General features: G+C 61.9%; 16 protein-coding genes. 2 read left to right on the forward strand and 14 right to left on the reverse strand.

From position 1 onward, the window contains the following. Position 1: 1 nt before the first annotated feature. The 9 genes from EV679_RS01820 to EV679_RS01860 all read right to left on the reverse strand — a co-directional run bounded on the left by EV679_RS01820 (position 2) and on the right by EV679_RS01860 (position 6733). Positions 2-253 carry a BolA family protein gene (locus EV679_RS01820; protein ID WP_068373153.1) on the reverse strand — a complete coding sequence of 84 codons (252 nt, stop codon included), beginning with the start codon at positions 251-253 and terminating at the stop codon, positions 2-4. Position 254: 1 nt separating this feature from the next. After that, positions 255-1046, reverse strand: coding sequence for an ABC transporter permease (locus EV679_RS01825; RefSeq protein WP_068373150.1), 792 nt, complete (start codon positions 1044-1046; stop codon positions 255-257). Beyond that, entirely contained in the window at positions 1043-1840 is a 798-nt protein-coding gene (locus EV679_RS01830; RefSeq protein WP_068373147.1) for an ABC transporter ATP-binding protein, read from the reverse strand. The genes EV679_RS01825 and EV679_RS01830 overlap by 4 nt, the downstream gene beginning before the upstream one ends. An 8-nt stretch (positions 1841-1848) precedes the next feature. Next, positions 1849-2532, reverse strand: a complete 684-nt coding sequence (locus tag EV679_RS01835; protein ID WP_127775714.1) for an MlaC/ttg2D family ABC transporter substrate-binding protein — start codon at positions 2530-2532, stop codon at positions 1849-1851. A gap of 29 nt (positions 2533-2561) precedes the next feature. Then, positions 2562-3371, reverse strand: a complete 810-nt coding sequence (locus EV679_RS01840) for an MlaA family lipoprotein (RefSeq protein WP_068373144.1) — start codon at positions 3369-3371, stop codon at positions 2562-2564. Continuing rightward, the gene (gene mlaD / locus EV679_RS01845; protein ID WP_068373141.1) at positions 3368-3838 is read right to left on the reverse strand and encodes an outer membrane lipid asymmetry maintenance protein MlaD; all 471 of its coding nucleotides are present in this window, start codon (positions 3836-3838) and stop codon (positions 3368-3370) included. Before mlaD ends, EV679_RS01840 begins: the two co-directional genes overlap by 4 nt. An 18-nt stretch (positions 3839-3856) precedes the next feature. Continuing rightward, positions 3857-4642, reverse strand: a complete 786-nt coding sequence (gene mlaE / locus EV679_RS01850) for a lipid asymmetry maintenance ABC transporter permease subunit MlaE (RefSeq protein WP_068373138.1) — start codon at positions 4640-4642, stop codon at positions 3857-3859. After that, positions 4639-5478, reverse strand: coding sequence for an ABC transporter ATP-binding protein (locus tag EV679_RS01855; protein WP_068373135.1), 840 nt, complete (start codon positions 5476-5478; stop codon positions 4639-4641). Before EV679_RS01855 ends, mlaE begins: the two co-directional genes overlap by 4 nt. A gap of 343 nt (positions 5479-5821) precedes the next feature. After that, positions 5822-6733, reverse strand: coding sequence for a DnaJ C-terminal domain-containing protein (locus EV679_RS01860; RefSeq protein WP_068373132.1), 912 nt, complete (start codon positions 6731-6733; stop codon positions 5822-5824). A gap of 278 nt (positions 6734-7011) precedes the next feature. Between EV679_RS01860 and EV679_RS01865 the strand changes: the two genes are divergently transcribed. Further along, the gene (locus EV679_RS01865; protein ID WP_130486401.1) at positions 7012-7443 is read left to right on the forward strand and encodes an Hsp20/alpha crystallin family protein; all 432 of its coding nucleotides are present in this window, start codon (positions 7012-7014) and stop codon (positions 7441-7443) included. A gap of 25 nt (positions 7444-7468) precedes the next feature. Further along, positions 7469-7858, forward strand: a complete 390-nt coding sequence (locus tag EV679_RS01870; RefSeq protein WP_127775388.1) for an Hsp20/alpha crystallin family protein — start codon at positions 7469-7471, stop codon at positions 7856-7858. 85 nt (positions 7859-7943) lie between these two features. Here EV679_RS01870 and EV679_RS01875 read toward each other — a convergent pair whose 3' ends face one another. From EV679_RS01875 to EV679_RS01895, 5 genes are all read right to left on the reverse strand, one after another. Continuing rightward, complete coding sequence (locus EV679_RS01875) at positions 7944-8939, reverse strand: linear amide C-N hydrolase (RefSeq protein ID WP_130486402.1); 996 nt, start codon at positions 8937-8939, stop codon at positions 7944-7946. Positions 8940-9266: 327 nt separating this feature from the next. Further along, positions 9267-9905, reverse strand: a complete 639-nt coding sequence (locus EV679_RS01880; protein ID WP_068373122.1) for an OmpW/AlkL family protein — start codon at positions 9903-9905, stop codon at positions 9267-9269. A gap of 204 nt (positions 9906-10109) precedes the next feature. Continuing rightward, complete coding sequence (locus EV679_RS01885) at positions 10110-11066, reverse strand: hypothetical protein (protein WP_130486403.1); 957 nt, start codon at positions 11064-11066, stop codon at positions 10110-10112. A 108-nt stretch (positions 11067-11174) separates the two neighbouring features. Next, complete coding sequence (locus EV679_RS01890) at positions 11175-13781, reverse strand: PKD domain-containing protein (protein WP_068373116.1); 2607 nt, start codon at positions 13779-13781, stop codon at positions 11175-11177. A 66-nt stretch (positions 13782-13847) separates the two neighbouring features. After that, entirely contained in the window at positions 13848-16556 is a 2709-nt protein-coding gene (locus EV679_RS01895) for a TonB-dependent receptor (protein WP_165389931.1), read from the reverse strand. Positions 16557-16660 lie beyond the last annotated feature (104 nt).

Genomic DNA, 16660 nt, shown 5'->3' on the forward strand with positions numbered 1-16660 from the left:
GTCAGTTCGCCTGGCGGGATGCGTATTCCTGGGGAGTCAGTGTGCTCATCGACAGTGCGTGGATTTCAGCATGCATGCGCGTGCCCAGCGCCGCGTAGACGAGTTGGTGGCGGGCGATCAGGCGCTTGCCTGCGAAGGCTTCGCTGACGATGACGGCGTCGAAGTGCGAGCCATCGCCGCTGACTTCGATGTGCGTACAGGACAGGCCGTCAGTGATGTATTGCCGGACCTGTTCCGGGGTGGGCAGGGACATATCAAGACCTCAATTTGTAGCCGCGGGCGAGCAGCCACTGCGCATAGAGCGCCAAAACGATGAAAACGCCGCCGACGACGGCCAGGCTGTGCCAGGGCGAGGCATCAGACAGCGAGAAAAAGCCGTAGCGGAAGCCGTCAATCGCATAGAACACCGGGTTCCAGTGCGATACCTGCTGCCAGAACGCCGGCAGGGAGTGTATGGAGTAGAACACGCCGGACAGGAAGGTGGCGGGCAGGATCAGGAAGTTCTGGAAGGCAGCCAGCTGGTCGAATTTCTCTGACCAGAGGCCGGCAATGATGCCCAGCACGCCCATGATGCCGCAGGCCAGGACGGCGAACACCAGCACCCAGAGCGGCTGCTGCACCTGCAGGCCGGCAATGGCTGCAGCGACCAGGCCGACGCACAGGCCCACCAGCAGGCCGCGCGCGATGGCGGCCAGGAGGTAGGCCCAGAAAATTTCCCGGTGCGAAATCGGCGGCAGCAGGATGAACACCAGGTTGCCGGTGATGCGGCTCTGGATCAGCGACGAAGACGGATTGGCGAAGGCATTCTGCAACATGCTCATCATCATCAGCCCCGGCACCAGGAAGGTGATGTAGGGGATTTCGCCGTAGACATGCACGCGGTTCTGCAGGACCTGGGCAAAGACGACCAGATACAGCAGTGCGGTCAGCACTGGTGCGGCGATGGTCTGGAACCCGACCTTGACGAAGCGCATGACTTCCTTGCGCAACAGGGTGGGGAACCCGGAGCCGGCGGGCTGCGGAATAACGGTTTTCGGGGTGGTCATATGGCGATGCGGGGAGCCAGCGGCTCTTCAAGCTGCATGATGCGCATGAAAGCGTCTTCAAGGTCGCCGCCGCCGGCGTTGGCCAGCAGCGCTTCCGTCGTATCCAGGGCCATCAGGCGGCCACGCCGCAGCATGGCGATGCGGCCGCACAGTTCCTGGGCTTCTTCCAGGTAGTGCGTGGTCAGCAGGATGGTATGGCCCTCGCGGTTCAGCCGCGAAATGAATTCCCACAGCGTGCGGCGCAGGTCCACGTCGACGCCGGCGGTGGGTTCATCGAGGATGATGACCGGCGGCCGGTGCACCAGTGCCTGGGCCACCAGCACGCGGCGTTTCATGCCGCCGGACAGCGCCCGCATGTTGCTGTCGGCCTTATCGGACAGGCCCAGGTTGAACAGGATCTCGTCGATCCAGTCGTCATTGTTGCGCAGGCCGAAATAGCCCGACTGGATGCGCAGGGTTTCACGCACCGTGAAAAAAGGGTCATAGACCAGTTCCTGCGGCACGACGCCCAGGGCGCGGCGTGCGTCCTGGTACTGGGTGCGCACGTCATAGCCGCAGATCGAGGCTTTGCCGCTGGTGGCGTAGCTCAAGCCGGCCAGAATGGAAATCAGTGTGGTCTTGCCTGCGCCGTTCGGTCCCAGCAGGCCGAAAAATTCCCCGGGTTCGATGCTCAGGCTGACATCGTTCAGCGCGGGGAAGCCCGGTCGGGCTTCGCGCTTGCTGAACCAATCGCGCCAGGAGGTTTCGCGCGGCGGGTAGATCTTTGAAACGTGGTCGATAAGAACGGCAGACATGGAAAGGATCAGGACTCCGATGAGGTATTGCGCTGCTGCAGGGCCTGGATCAGGCCGTCCATGCCGCTCTTGGCGATTTCCTGGGCGAACTGGTTGCGGTAGTTCTCGATCAGCCAGATGCCTTCGACGTTGAGGTCGTAGATGATCCAGCCGTCTGCGGCGCGATTCAGGCGGTAATCCACCTGCACTGGCTCGGCGCCGCGATGCGGGGTGATGCGCGAACGGACAACGACATCATTCTTGGTGGCGTCGCCGCGGAAGGGCATCATGGCAACCTTGGTGGTGTTGTCCACCTGGCTGAGCGCGCCGCTGTAGGTACGAATGAGCGTGCCGCGGAATGCGTCGGCCAGCGCTTCACGTTGCTGCGGCGTGGCTTCGCGCCAGTATTTGCCGGCGGCCAGGCGCGTGGTGCGCTGGAAGTCCACGTAGGGCAGTACGTACTGGTCGACGATGCGGTTCACGGCAGAGATATCGCCGCGCAGGGCGCCTTCGTCCTGCTTGAGGACGTCCAGCGCCTGCAGGGCGACTTGCTCGACGAACTCATTGGGTTCGGCCTGGCGGTTGATATCGGCCGCCGACGCGGTGGCGGCGGCGCCCAGCAGCAGCGCGCACGAGAGTGCGAAGCGCTGGATCAGGGCCGCCGCGCGGTGGCCCAGCGTAGCGGCGTGTTCCGTATGGCAGGTGGCGGTCATGGTCATGGCGGTTACCTATTGCAGCGGGTTCAAGGGGTGGTATCGACCAGGGCTTCTTCGCCCGGGTCGTCATAATCCGGCAGATCGTCTTCGTAGTCTGGCAGGTCTTCGTCATCGTCGGCGCCGAACGGGCGTTGCTTCTGCCGCAGCAGTGCATTGCGGTTCTGGAAGTAGGCGTCGCGGACGAAAGAGTACTGGTCGAGCGCGGTTGCCTGTACGGTGCGCGTGGCATCCAGCAGTGAAGCGCGGGTATCCAGGCCTTCCAGGCCCCAGGCGATGTTGCGCAGGCGGACGTTATCAACCGCCGTGGCGATGTCCAGCTTGGCCACGCCGCGCACAGCCATGCCGGTGCCGTCGCGCAGCGAGCTCGGGCCGAAGATGGGCAGCACGATGTACGGGCCATGGCCCAGGCCCCAGACACCCAGGGTGGTGCCGAAGTCATTGCGGATGCGGTATGCACCGTTGGCGGTGGCGACGTCGAAACAGCCGCCCACGCCCACGGTGGTGTTGAACATTACGCGGCCCAGCGTGTTGATGAAATCGTGGCCACGGCCTTGGGCCAGGCTGTTGATCGCAGACCAGACATCGCTGATGTTGTTGAAGATATTGCCGATGCAGCTGCGTACCGGACGCGGCGTGATCGTGGTGTACAGCGTCGCCAGCGGTTCCAGGACCACAGTGTCGACGGCGTCATTGAACTGGTAGACGCCGCGGTTGAAGCTTTCGAAGGGGTCGCGCGGATCGGGGTTGGTGACAGTGGCACAGCCGGTCAGCACCAGGCTGGAGGCAAGCAAGGTCGGGCGCAGCCATTGACGGCCAGGGCGTTGTTGCGTATTCATTTTTCGCTGCCTTGCTTGTCGGCGGTGTTGTACAGGAATTTGCTGATCAGGGTTTCCAGGACGACGGCGCTCTGGGTGAACATGATTTCACCGCCGTTGGGGATTTCTTCGGTGTCGCCACCGGCCTCCAGGCCGATGTACTGCTCGCCCAGCAGCCCGGACGTCAGGATCTTGGCGGAGGAATCCAGCGGGAAGCGGAATCCCTCCTGCATATCCATGGAAACGATGGCTTCGTAGGTCTTGGGATTCAGGTGGATGCTGTTCACCCGGCCCACCACCACGCCCGCGCTTTTGACGGGCGCACGGGGTTTGAGGCCGCCGATGTTGTCGAAATTGGCCGTGATTTCGTAGGTGGGCTTGAACGAGAACGTGCTCAGGTTGCCGGCACGCAGGGCGAGGAAGGCCAGCGCCAGGATGCCCAGCAGCACAAACAGGCCGACCCAGAAATCATTTTTTTCTTGCGACATGAGGGAATCCGTATCGTATCAATTGCCAAACATGAGTGCGGTCAGCAGGAAATCCAGGCCCAGCACGACCAGGGAGCTGACTACAACGGTGCGCGTGGTGGCCTGGGCCACGCCTTCGGGGGTGGCTTTTGCCTGCCAGCCCTGGTACAGCGCGATCAGGGTGGTGGCGATGCCGAACACCACGCTTTTGACGAAACCGTTGCCGATATCCTGCCAGATATCGACCCCGTTTTGCATCTGTGACCAATAGGTGCCGTTGTCCACACCTATCATGGGGACACCAACCAGCCAGCCGCCGAGGATGCCGACCGCCGAGAAAATCGTCGCCAGTACCGGCATGGAAATGAAGCCGCCCCAGAAACGCGGCACCAATACCCGGCGGATCGGGTTGACGGCCATGACTTCCATGGCGGCGAGCTGTTCGCCAGCCTTCATCAGGCCGATTTCCGCCGTCAGCGCCGTACCGGCGCGGCCAGCATAGAGCAGCGCGGTGACAACCGGGCCGAGTTCGCGCGTCAGGGACAGGGCAACCAGCAGGCCCAGCGCATCTTCCGCGCCATAGATACTCAGGGTGTAGAAACCCTGCAGGCCCAGTACGAAGCCGACAAACAGGCCGGAGACGGCGATGATCAGCAGGGAGTGGTTGCCGATGAAATGGACTTGCTGGCCAACCAGGCGCGGGCGCTGCACGGCAATGCCGCTTTGGCCCAGCACCTGGCCGAAAAAGCGGGTGAACAGGCCCAGACCGGTAATTTTCGCGCGTATCCAGGCGCCCAGGCCGGCGATGGTGTGATAGGGATTCATGCGCGTTTTCCTTGCTGCGCCAGCCAGGCCTCGAAAGCGGGCGTGCTGGGGTACTGGAAGGCCACCGGGCCATCCGGCGCGCCGGTCAGGAACTGGCACACATAGGGGTCGTCCGAGGCTGCCAGGGTTTCCGGCGTACCGGAAGCCTTGAGTTCGCCCTGGCCGACGAGGTAAACCTGGTCGGCAATGGCGAAGGACTCTTGCACATCGTGGGTGATCAGCACGGACGCGCAACGCAGCCGGTCGGCCAGGTCGCGGATCAGGCGTGCGGTGACGCCCAGGGAAATAGGGTCCAGCCCGGCGAAAGGTTCGTCGTAGAGAATCAGTTCAGGCTCGAGGACGATGGCCCGGGCCAGCGCCACCCGCCTGGCCATGCCGCCGGAAATGGCGTTGACCCGCAGATGGGCGGCGGTACGCAGGCCGACGGCGTCGAGCTTGTCGAGGACTTTCTCGGTGATCTCGGATTCCTTCAGGCTGGTGTGTTCGCGCAGCGGGAAGGCGACGTTTTCGAAGACGTTCAGGTCCGTGAACAGCGCGCCCTGCTGGAACAGCACGCCCATGCGCTTGCGCAGGGTTTCGCGTTCGCGGTCGCTGACTGCGCCCATGTCGCGGCCGAAGACCGTGACGGTGCCGCGCTGGGCCAGCAGCTGTCCGGTAGCGGCGCGTAGCAGGGTGGTTTTTCCCGAGCCCGAGCCGCCCATAATGGCGACGACTTGACCGGGCATCACCTGCATGGAAATACCGCGCAACACGGTGAAGTCGCCGTAGCCCAGCGCTGCATCATCGAAATGCAGGACAGGCGCGGCAGTCTTGGGCAAGGTGTCGGCGTGCGGCATGGGGGAAAGGGAAGAAGGGCAAAAGTCGCATTGTATCCCGGCTGTTGCCCGCGCGGCGGGCGCGGGGCGGGAAGGAATTGCAGGCTTGTTGCATTTGCCGCAAGCCCCGGCAGCCCAGGCATGGCGCTGCTTCTGCGGCGGCCTGCCACGTCAGGCGCAATGCTTGTGACGGCTTGAAACAAATGCCGTCCGCCCGGCGCGGACCGCCTGGCAACCCAGCAACTGTACTGCCGAGGATGGAAATGGCGCCGCCGGCGCGGTGGCTCCGGGCCGGCGGCGGGAAGGGGCGGGAAGGGGCCAGAAGGGCGTGACAGGGCCCCAGATAGGGGCGGTCGCCGCCGAATCAGGCCTCGCTGCGCGGGTCGAAAGCCAGCTCCTTGGCCATCTGTTCGTACAGGGCCTTGGCCGTGGGCGTATCCGCGGGCGGCAGCACGACCTGGATGTCCAGGGTCAGGTCGCCGGGAGGCTTGCCCGGAATGCCATGCGCCTTGACCGACAGCTGGCGGCCGTTCTGGGCGCCGGCAGGAATCCGTACCTTGATGGTGCGGTCGGGCAGGCGCACGGGCACGACGGCGCCCAGGGCTGCTTCCCAGGGGGTAACGGGCAGCGTCATGGTTATGTCCTTGCCTTCCACGCGATAGCGCGGATGGGGCTGGAACGATACTTCCAGCAGCAGGTCTCCCGGGCCGGCAGGCCCGGGTTCACCTTGCCCGGCCAGGCGGATCACCTGGCCGGCCTGAACGCCTTTCGGAATCTTGACCTCGAAGGTGCGTTCGCCTTGACTGGAACGCAGCGACAACTGGCGGGTGGCGCCGGTGAAGGTGTCTTCTATGCCCAGCACGACGCGGGCACGCATGTCTTCGCCACGCCCGGAACGACGGGTTTGGCGAAAGCCCGACGCGCCCGCGCCGCCGCCCATGCGCCCGAACAGTTCCGAAAAGAAATCGGAAAAGCCGGAGGCATCGAAATCGCCCTGCTGGTTGAAATTGAAATGGCTGCCCTGGCCCCAGCCTGGCGGAGGACGGAACGAGCCGTCGGCCTGGCTGCGGCCAAGCTGGTCGTAAGCACTGCGTTTCTCGGGATCGGAGAGCACCGTATAGGCTTCATTGACCTCGCTCATGCGCTGCGCTGCGTCCGCTTCCTTGGAAACGTCCGGATGGTATTTGCGCGCCAGTTTGCGAAAGGCTTTCTTGATGTCTTCTGCGCTTGCGTCCCGGGATACGCCAAGGGTGGCGTAGTAGTCCCTGTATTCCATATTTCTTCCTCATGGAAAGGATGCATGATGTTATCCCTCTTATGGGGGCAAAGTCTTTGATATCAAGCCCTTGAAACTAAGAAAAGGCCACCCTATATAACGGTCATGAGGCACTGTGGTGCGGCTTGGGCGGCACCGCTGCTTGCTAATCGGTACCGTGCCGGCCAGCCTCGCCGCGCGGTGTGAATGCAGTCTGCCAGACGGCCCGCCGGTCGCTGGCAAGCGGCGCCATCCAGGCCGGCCAGGCCATGGCCCGCAGACCTGACAGGAGAATGACCATGTCTTACCGTTCGCTGTTTCCCTGCGATGTTTTCGCGGAACTGGATCGCCTGCAGCGCGCCATGCAGCAGGCCTTCGATGGTTCGCACAGTATCCGTGGCGGGGCCAAAGGTTATCCGGGCTTGAATATCGCCACCAGTCCGAAGGCCGTTGACATTCATGTGTTCGTCCCCGGCGTCGAGGCCAAGGACCTGGACGTGCAAATTGAAAAAGGGGTGCTGACGATCTCCGGTGAGCGCGCACCGCGCGAGGTGCCGGAACAGGCCACATTGCATGTGGATGAGCGTTTTGCCGGACGTTTCCGTCGTGTCGTCAGCCTGCCTGACGATGTCGAGGCGCAAGGCGTGCAGGCCAGCTATCGCGATGGCGTGCTGAGCTTGCATATCCCGCGCAAGGAAGCTGCGCAGCCGCGTCGTATCGCCATCCAGTGAGCCGGACAGAAAAAAGGAGAATGCCATGAGTGAAGCCAATGTGACCAAACCCGCTGCTGCCGAGCCGGCTGCCCGCAATGACAAGCACTATCTGGTGCCTGCCGTGGACGTAGTGGAGGATGCCGGTGGCATCACCCTGTACGCAGACCTGCCGGGCGTGACCAAGGAAGGCCTGAACCTGCATGTGGATGGCGATACGCTGACGATAGAGGGCAACATTGCGCTGGCGCTGGCCGAAGGGGCGGTGGCCACGCACGTGGAAGTGAACGCGCAGAACTACCGCCGCGCCTTTACCTTGTCGCGTGAGCTCGATGCCGACAAGGTGCAGGCCTCGTTCGAGGCCGGCGTGCTGCAGCTGCGCATCCCGAAGGCGGAGCATGCCCAGCCGCGCAAGGTGGAGATCCAGGTCGGCTGATCCGGGCCTGCCCACGTGAAAAGAGCCAGGGTGCGCCCTGGCTCTTTTTTTGCGTGGCGCCCAGGCCGGGGCCTGGTTGCGGGGCTTAGTGCGTGGCGGGAATGCCCAGGAAATGGAAGGGCGGCGCCGCCACGAAGTTTTCATTGACCTCGCCATGGAAAATATTGCGCTGGTTCAGGCCCAGTTCCAGCTTGCGCACGCCTGCGCCAGTGGGCGAGAAGTCCAGTTTGCTGACATCCACCCAGAAGACGTTCGGCGTGGTGGCGGATTCGAAGTAATAGCGCAGCCGCTTGTGGTCGACCACAGTACGCCAGCGTGTCGAGGAAATATTGGGCTGGTCGGGCGTGCTCAGGCCGAAGGGCACGGACGCGTTGCGGATCACGCTCAGCACGCTGGCCAGCGCCATGTCCGGGTCGTCCTGTTTTTCTACTGCATTGATATAGAACTGCGCGCGGGCGAAGCGGTCTGCCGCACGGTTGGTGCCCGGCAACATGATGGTGCCGCCGATGGATTCCCAGTATTTGTTCAGCGCCAGTTGTTCGTCGTAGGTCGGCGAGTTGGTCATGACCTGGTAGTCGCGGTTGTGATGGATGACCTGCTTGCCGTCGATGTATTCGACGATGGCGCTGTCGCCGCTGCTGTCCGACAAGGACATGTGCAGGGTCGTGAGGCGTGCCTCGCCAGGGATATTGGAAGTTACCAGCGAGAATGGCTGCTGCGCCAGGGCGTCGATGGCTTCGGCCACGTTGCCGAACAGGTCCAGCACGTATTGCGCCCAGGCGGCGATCGTCAGCAGCGGGTGCGTGGGGTCGGGGCTGGGATACTGGGATTCAGCCAGCCACAGCAGGTTCACCGACAGGCCGGCCTCGTTCACGCCATCCGTCGTGGAAATGTCATAGCCGGTGGCGACGACACTGCCGTACTTTGCGGTCCAGCTCAGGCTGTCGGGGCCGCAATTGCCGCTGCGCTCGATGCCACGCGGCAGTACCCACAGGTTGGTATGCATGTCGGACTTCCAGTCCATGGAGCGGGCGGTGAAAACCTGGCCTTGATTACCGTGATAGACGATTCGTGTGCACATGGATGGAGTGGCTCGCAGGAGAGGAACACGCGGGTTCGGGTTGACAGTGCAAGCGTTGGAGTGACGCTTGAGGATACTGCTGTGTTTTACCAGAAACAGGAGGCAATCGTGAGGGTGACGTGACAGTTCCTGGCGGGTGCTGCAGCGGCCGCTGATGCCAGTGTAGCGGCCTGGCAGCGTGGCAGGCCGGCGGCGAGCGTGAAGGAATGACAACGGTGCAAAGACGAAGGCGGAATGACGAAGGCGCCGGACGTCCTGGTGGACGCCGGCGCCTGCTGGCCGGTGGAGCGGCCGCCAGGGGTTTGGCGGCAGCGGGCCGGAACTGCCTTAGAAGCGGTAGCCGACAGCGATGGTGCCGACCCACGGGTCGATCTTGGCCTTGCCGATCTTCTCGCCATTGAGCTTCACATTCGAGCTGATGTCGATGTAGCGCACGTCGGCGTTGATGAACCAGTTCTTGTCGAGCGCCACGTCCACGCCGACCTGGGCTGCGACACCCCAGGAATCGCTCAGGCGCAGCTTGTTGCCGGCGATATCGCCGCGCGCCTTGGTGTCGAAGAAGGTGGTGTAGTTCAGGCCGACGCCGACATACGGCTGTACGGTGGAATCCGGCAGGAAGTGCCATTGCAGGCTCAGCGTGGGCGGCAGGTGCTTGGTCTTGCCGATGTAGCCGTTGACGGCGCCGTCAGCATTGATGTCGTGGCTGAAAGGGATGGCGCCCAGCAGTTCGACGCCAATATTGCGGGTGGCCATGTAGGTGACGCTGAAGCTGGGGCGGGTGCTGTTGCCGACGTTCAGTTTGGCAGCGCCATCCAGGATGTCGCCGTTGTTCGATTTGGGGTGCACATGGCTGACGCCGACTTTCAACAGCCAATCTCCTTCTTCGTAGGCGTGGGCCAGGGGCGATGCCAGCAGGCCGGCGCCCAGCAACAGGGCGGCCATAGGCTTGAGGGTGCGGATGCTCATCTGACTTCTCCAGAATTTGATCATTGCGATATAAAAACCACACTCCCAGCATGCCTTTTTCCCGCAGCGCGGGATTTGATGTTTCGCAAGGAATCGGGGTTTTTCCGGAGAGGGGACGTTTTCCTGTGTGAATGTGTCCCCAGGTGTTGCTTTCGTACCTCATTGCCGGTGCGGTCGTGGGCGGCGGCACCGGCGTGCACGCGGTTATTGGCCGGCGCAGGCCGAGTCTGCGGCGGGCAGGCCGTTCTGGTAGCACTGCCGCAGCGGGCGTGAGGCAAGGCTGCCGGTGTCGCCGAACATCTCGTACCAGCCATGGACCTGCTGTTGCTTGTTCATGGGCGAACGCATGTGCAAGCGGTTGTTCATGTACAGCTCCAGCACTTCACCCTCCTGGGTGTAGCGGGTGATCGCAACACTGCTGCGCAACGGCGGCATCGCAGGTGTCAGCGACGGCGCGGTGTCGATCAGCGTAAAGGTGACCTGCACGTCGTCGGATTGCCCTATAGCACCTCGGCCGTAAGTGATGCTGAAGGCGCCCTGGCCTTGCGGCCGGCCGGGCAGCGCCGTGGAAACCAGCTCGCCGGAGGGCTGACGTTCGAACAGTTGGGAGTAAGAGGCCTCGATGACGTTCAGGATGCGGCTGGGATTGCCCTGGGCGTCATAGCGGGCCGTACCGCGCTGTTGCGTGTGCAGCAGGGTGACCAGGTTGCCCATGGTCAGGCGGCTTTCATCGGTCCAGATGTACTCGGTCAGGCCGGTCAGCAACGCCTGCTTGGGGCAGGGGCTGCCTACCAGGATCAGCTGGCCTGCCAGGGTTTCGGTCTCGGTGCCGTGGTTACGCGTTTCTTCTTCCAGCGCGGCCACGGTTTGCGGGCCCAGCACCGCGCGCCTGGCGGCCTCGGGTTCGAACGCGCAGCCTGTTGCGTCCTTGGCCTTGAAAATGCTCTCAGGCCGCGAAAGCAGGATGGAAAAAATTTCGATGGCCAGGGGCAGGTTTGCCATGGCATCACTGGCCGGCATGCCCTGGAATGCTTCGGCAGGCGGGCTGAATTCGGCGTGCGCTGGCATAGGGATCATCCCCAGGGGCAGCAGCAGACCGGCGATCAGGCGAGCATAGGGTAAGAAGACAGTCGTGGAGAGCACAGAGTGACAGGCAGTCATGGCAGGTCCTGGCGGGCCATCGAGGCAGCAGAGGCGCTATGTTACTGCGCCTGTCTGCCGCGATGGTGGTCAGGGCCGGGGGATGCTAACCGGGGTTGGGTGAGGTGCTTAGTACGAGAATGTCCATTCCGGTTTTTCTTTGATGCGGAAGAACCAGGTGAAGGGGTTTGTGTTGATGAGGGCACCGTCAGTCTGACTATCTTGGCAGAATGTGGAGTCCTCGTTGAGCCTCAAGGTGACGGAGAAGGTCGCTGTTTCTCCCTTCTTGATGGTTTCGCCGTTGGTGATTCCATCGAAAGCAAGTGTGGCGTTGCCGGAAGCATCCTGGGCGGTCAGATCTGCAATCGTATAGTCTTGCTGGCCAGCACTTAACTGGTAAGTGCCAAGGACAAAGGGCTCCTGATTGTGATTTTCCCTGGCGCTGCAAAGGTAGGGATACCAATGTGAGGAGAACTTGAACATGGCGAAGTGTTCTTGGGTCGGGAAGAACACTTGGCTCGATGACAGGGAGGACAAGGTCCAGTCTTTGACTAGCTCAAGTTTGCCGGTCGTACTGTTCCAGCGGTGGACGAGGTGCAGGTCTTCCAGCAACAGGCTCGGATAGTCCTCGCGTGTGGCGGCGTTCACGCTGAAGTTGAAGGGCCCGGTGTTTTCCGCGCCGTCCGTTACCCAGAGCGTCAGATCATAGGTACCGGTCATGGCAGGAGCGAAACTGAGGTCTGCGCAAGAGGTCCATTCCCGTGCTGTGTTTTGCCGGGCGATGTATTCGGCTGCGGTTTCCGTTCCCCGCCAGGAACTCATGGACCAGTTGTCACCGATATAGCAAGTCTGGAACGATGTGATTGACGCGTTGTGCGTGCCGTAGCCGGCCGGCAGGCCTGTCAGGCTCCACAGATAGCCCAGCTTGTCGCCGTCGGGATCATAGGCATTGGCCACAAATGCGAATTCGTTCCAGAAGTCCTGTGTGGTGTTGTAGAGGCTGAATTGCTCCCGGTTCTTGTGGATCAGCAAAGGTTGCTCGCGGTCGTAGGCGCGGGTCTGGTAGGGGCGGGCTTCGGGGGCGAAGTTCTGGGTCTTGGCGTAGATTGAAAAAACTTTGGGCAGAATGCTGACGGCACCATGGCTGTCAGTGACCGCAAGCTGAAACATGTAGCGGCCGGGCTGATCCAGGAGAATGTTGGTGCGTTCCGTGTTCAGGCTGCTCAGCGAAGCCTGACTGTGATCAGGGCGATCCAGCAATTGCCACTCATATTTCGTGATGCGATTGTTGTCAGTATCGGAGCCGTGGCCTAGTAATTCGAGCTGGGTGCCGGTCATGAAGCTGGTGCTATCGCTGCGTGCCGGCCCGGCTTCGGCTGTCGGGGCATGGTTGGCGCCGTTGAGTACGCTGAAGGTTGCGATAGCCGGTTCGGACCAGGCGCCTGCCGAGTCTTTGACACGCAGCTGGAATTTGTACTTTTCCACGCCTTCGCCATCGAATTTCCGGGGGGTGAAATAGGAATAGCGCCCGGTCAGTTCGAGTTTTGCGGCGCCAGGTGCCGGCTCTTCGAGCAGGGTCCATTCGTACTCGAATTGCATGTTGCCGGTTTCGTCTATATCGTAAGACGACCTGCCGTAGAGCCCTGTACGCGCGCCTTTTTCAATTTCAAAAGTATTTTCGTTGTAATTGTGCAGGAAGACGGCGACAGGTGGCGTATTGGGAGCATTGTCGGGCAATACGGACGTCAGTCGGTATTCGTCGTAGTGATATTGCACGCCGTCGAACAGACTGAGGCCGACGGTATAGGTATCGACGGCGTTGGGCGTGAAACTCATGCGGTCGGTGTTGGCACCTTCCATGGCGGGCAGCGGCGCCAGGCCCTGTTTGGTAAGGCTCCAACGGTACTGCAGCGCGCCACCCCCCGTGCCGGCTGTGCTCTTGCTGGCGTCGAAAGAGATTTTTTGTCCTCTGACATAGGGTGCGCTGTTCAGCGGTTCGATGACGGCAGAGGGCAGGGCCAGGGGTTCCTGCACGCTGACGACCAGCGTGGCGGGTTTCAGGCTGCTTTTGCCTTCGTAGGAGACGTTCAGCTCGAACTCGTATTTGCCCGGCACATCAGCATCGAAGCGTGGCTGAGCGAGCATGGCTTCCTCCGCGTCCAGACCCGCTATTTTGCTGGCCGGGGGAGCAGCGACCAGCCGCCAGAAATATTTCAGCTTGGCGGGGTCGCCACCTGATGGCGGCAAGCTGGCGCGGCCATCGAGCTGTATCAGGCCGAGCCGCATATTGCGTTCACGTCTTTCAACCATCGCCACGGGATGGTCGCTGGTCACGGACAAGGACAATTGCTGGGAGGCTAGGGCATCGCCGTTGTCGACGGTGAGCCGGATCTGGTAATCGCCCGGCAAGGTAGGCGTGAGCTGGGTGCGTGCCGCCTGTGGATTGTCGATGGCGTCGTCTCCAGGTTGTTGCGCCAGCCGCCAGGAGTAGGCCAAAGTGCCGCTTGGTGTACTGCTGCCGCTTGCATCCAGCGTGATCTTGGTGCCCGCGGCAAGCGTGTCGCCATCAGCAAGCGGGGTGTTGCCCACTGCTGCGCGCAAGACGGCATTAGGACGGCTGGCAGTGTTGTTGCCATTGCTGCTGCCGTTGTCGGAGTCGCTGCCTCCGCCGCCGCAGGCGGCCAGAAGTGAGGCAGCGCCCAGGCTGGCCAGCCATTTTTGCCATTGATGTTTCATAGTGGGTCCTCATTGCAGTGCCCTCTCGCTGCATGGCGACGAGGTCAGGGAAAATTGAGAGTGGGTTCAGAACTGCAGCGTCATGCCGAGCCTGGCCGTACGTCCCGGGGCAGGTACTGCGCCCAGGCCGATGGCATCCAGGTAGTAGCGGTCGGTCAGGTTGTCGATGTTGAAATCGACGCTGATGGCATCGTTGATGCGGTACGAGGCGAACAGGTCGAAGATTTTGTATTTGTGCCACTCCACCGGCTTGGCAAAAATGGAGTTCACGTGCTGATCGTCATATTCAGGAACACGATTGCGTTCGCCCATGAACGTGCCTCGCATGCCCAGTACCAGGCGGCGATCCAGCAGGCGCAGCCCGAGCCGGGCGCTGCCGTGCCAGTTCGGTGGAATCATGTTGTTGACGTAGCTCACGGCCAGTCCGAAGTCGGTGCAGCGTTGACGGCGGTAGCTGCCGCTGTGGCAGATCTCGATCAGGTTGTAGCGGGTGGCGCCGAATTCGGCGAAGAACATGCCGGCGTCATAGGAACCCGAAACTTCGAAACCATTGAAGCGAGCACTGTCGATATTGCGCATGCGCCATCCATCGCTTTCGTCGGCATTGCTGACCGTGCGAGTCAGATAGTCGGACATGTGGTTGCGGAAGTAGGAAAACTTCAGGCGCAGCGCATCGCTGTTGGTGAATACACCGTCCTGCAGCAGGCTGATGCCGACTTCCCGGTTGCGAGCGTGTTCCGGCTTCAGATAGCTGCCGACGACCGTATTGACGGAAAAACCGCTGCTGGATTCGAACAGGCTGGGCATGCGCAGCGCTTCGGCATAGCGTCCATACACTTGCCAGCCGGGTGCGAATTCCCAGGACAGGCTGGCCACGGGGGCAGAACCGCTGTGGCGTACCTTGCCTATCATGACTGTTTCGCAGGTGGTGCTGCTGCTGACACTGGCAGGGCCGCCATTGCCAGTGTCGGATTCGACGGTCTCGGTTTCGCAGATACTGCTGGTTTTGTGGTCCAGTGCGTGATAGCGGGTGTAGCGCAAGCCTGCATCCAAGGTCACGCTGGGCACGGGTTGATACTTGAGCGCGATGAATGTGCTGTACTCTTTCCGCTCTGCATCCCGTGCATTGTTGAATGCGTCCGGGTCGCCGCCAGTGGGCTTGACGTCTTCGCGCTGTACAGCGACGCCATAGCGCAGTTCTGCTTCGCCCCAGAAGTCGAACAGCATGGTGTTGCTCAGGTCCGCCCCTGTGCGGCGGTAGTTTTCCGCTGCTGCCGATGAGAATGCCGAAATCATGCCGGCGTCAGGTTTGATGGCACCGTAATTGCGGTTCAGCGTATCTGTGTCGGTATGCCAGAGATTGGCACTGACGTTCAGCAGTGAATTGTCTGCAGGGGACCACTTGTAGCGGCTGGTGTAGGTGTTGGCCGTGACCTCACTGTTGTTGGTCTGTGCGATATGGCCCAGCCATATCAGTTGCGAGGGCATCAGCTCGCCATATTCGCTTTTGTAGCGCAGCCAGCCCAGTTCCAGTTCTTGATCCGGCGCCAGGTGGGCCTTGGCCTTGAGCAGGGATGATTGGCTTTTGTAGTTGCTGTTGACGACCAGTTCGCCGGCACGAAAACGTGAGGCACCGGTCATGACGGGATAGACCGAGGTCCATAGATCGAACAGGCCCGGCGCGGTATTCGACATGTCCACGACTGGGGCCGGACCGTGTTTGCCAGCGTAATAATTGCCCTGGCGGCGGGTTGCATAGGCGGCGACGAGTTCGACTTTGCCCAGTTGCAATCCCATGGCCAGACTGCTCGCCCAGCTTTTGGGCTCCAGCGTGGCTGGCCGTTCCAGGGTGGTGTCGCCGGAGGGGCCGACCATGCTGGCAGGATCGTAGCCTGCCGAGCACTGTGCTTCGCTGCCTGGCTTGCAATTGATGCGGTATTCCCGTCCCGGGTAGTAACCTGATGTGGTGCCGGGTGCGACGGGAGAGCCGCTGTTGTTGCCGATGACGCTGCCGCGCATGCGCACGCCGAAGGTCTGGCCATCCTTCACGATGTCGCTGGCGCTGAGTGTCCGTGCAATGACCAGGCCGCCCACGGCGCCCGTACCTTGGGCGGTCATACTGGGGCCTTTTTCGATGGTGATGCCGCCGATCAGGTCTGGGTCGATATAACTGCGTGATGCTACGCCGGAGTAACCACGATATACGGTGGTTTCCTGCCTGGCACCATCAACAAGCACCGGTACTCGGCCTTGTCCCTGCATGCCGCGGATATTGACGTCCAACCCGCCAGAGTTACGGTTTTCACCGATCAGTACGCCAGGAATCCCCTGGAAAATATCGCCGACCGAAGTGCCCCGGAATTGTTCGATTTCGTCTCGGGTCAGAACATTGACAGATTGCGGCGCGAGGTAGGCGAGGTCTTTGGCGTTTTCCTGGCCATAGACCTGCACGGCATCCAAGGCAGTGACAGACGCGCTGGTATCCAGCCGGGGGCGCAGTTGCAGGTGATAGACATCCTTGCCCTGGCGCACTGCTTCCAGCGGTGTATCGCGTAGCAGGAACGCCAGGCCTTGTTCCACGGTATAGCTGCCACGCATGGCAGCTCCCTGCAGACCGGCCGTCTGTTCAGGATGGAAAGAAATATTGATGCCGGATTGGCCTGCAAAGGTGCTCAGGACTTCTCCCAGGCTGCCTGCGGGAATGTCGTAGATCCTGCCTGGCACATTGGCGCCGGGGCGCATGCTGTCTTGCGCTTGCGCTGGTTGGGCCAGCATGCCGTCGCCCAGACCCAGAAGCAGGGCAAGGCAGCACACCGAAACGGGGATGGACCGGGAGGATCCGCGCGCGGATGGCTGGCTGCCAGCCTTGAACGGCCGAC

Source organism: Kerstersia gyiorum (genome assembly GCF_004216755.1).
GTDB classification, from domain to species: Bacteria; Pseudomonadota; Gammaproteobacteria; order Burkholderiales; family Burkholderiaceae_B; genus Kerstersia; species Kerstersia gyiorum.

Bases quoted from the DNA above. Each gene is read 5' to 3' on its own strand.
- EV679_RS01830 (WP_068373147.1), bottom strand. From the start codon at position 1,840: ATGTCTGCCGTTCTTATCGACCACGTTTCAAAGATCTACCCGCCGCGC.
- EV679_RS01880 (WP_068373122.1), bottom strand. From the start codon at position 9,905: ATGAGCATCCGCACCCTCAAGCCTATGGCCGCCCTGTTGCTGGGCGCC.
- EV679_RS01825 (WP_068373150.1), bottom strand. From the start codon at position 1,046: ATGACCACCCCGAAAACCGTTATTCCGCAGCCCGCCGGCTCCGGGTTC.
- EV679_RS01885 (WP_130486403.1), bottom strand. From the start codon at position 11,066: ATGACTGCCTGTCACTCTGTGCTCTCCACGACTGTCTTCTTACCCTAT.
- EV679_RS01865 (WP_130486401.1), top strand. From the start codon at position 7,012: ATGTCTTACCGTTCGCTGTTTCCCTGCGATGTTTTCGCGGAACTGGAT.
- EV679_RS01835 (WP_127775714.1), bottom strand. From the start codon at position 2,532: ATGACCGCCACCTGCCATACGGAACACGCCGCTACGCTGGGCCACCGC.
- EV679_RS01890 (WP_068373116.1), bottom strand. From the start codon at position 13,781: ATGAAACATCAATGGCAAAAATGGCTGGCCAGCCTGGGCGCTGCCTCA.
- EV679_RS01895 (WP_165389931.1), bottom strand. From the start codon at position 16,556: ATGCTGGCCCAACCAGCGCAAGCGCAAGACAGCATGCGCCCCGGCGCC.
- EV679_RS01820 (WP_068373153.1), bottom strand. From the start codon at position 253: ATGTCCCTGCCCACCCCGGAACAGGTCCGGCAATACATCACTGACGGC.
- mlaE (WP_068373138.1), bottom strand. From the start codon at position 4,642: ATGAATCCCTATCACACCATCGCCGGCCTGGGCGCCTGGATACGCGCG.
- EV679_RS01870 (WP_127775388.1), top strand. From the start codon at position 7,469: ATGAGTGAAGCCAATGTGACCAAACCCGCTGCTGCCGAGCCGGCTGCC.
- EV679_RS01860 (WP_068373132.1), bottom strand. From the start codon at position 6,733: ATGGAATACAGGGACTACTACGCCACCCTTGGCGTATCCCGGGACGCA.
- EV679_RS01855 (WP_068373135.1), bottom strand. From the start codon at position 5,478: ATGCCGCACGCCGACACCTTGCCCAAGACTGCCGCGCCTGTCCTGCAT.
- EV679_RS01875 (WP_130486402.1), bottom strand. From the start codon at position 8,939: ATGTGCACACGAATCGTCTATCACGGTAATCAAGGCCAGGTTTTCACC.
- mlaD (WP_068373141.1), bottom strand. From the start codon at position 3,838: ATGTCGCAAGAAAAAAATGATTTCTGGGTCGGCCTGTTTGTGCTGCTG.
- EV679_RS01840 (WP_068373144.1), bottom strand. From the start codon at position 3,371: ATGAATACGCAACAACGCCCTGGCCGTCAATGGCTGCGCCCGACCTTG.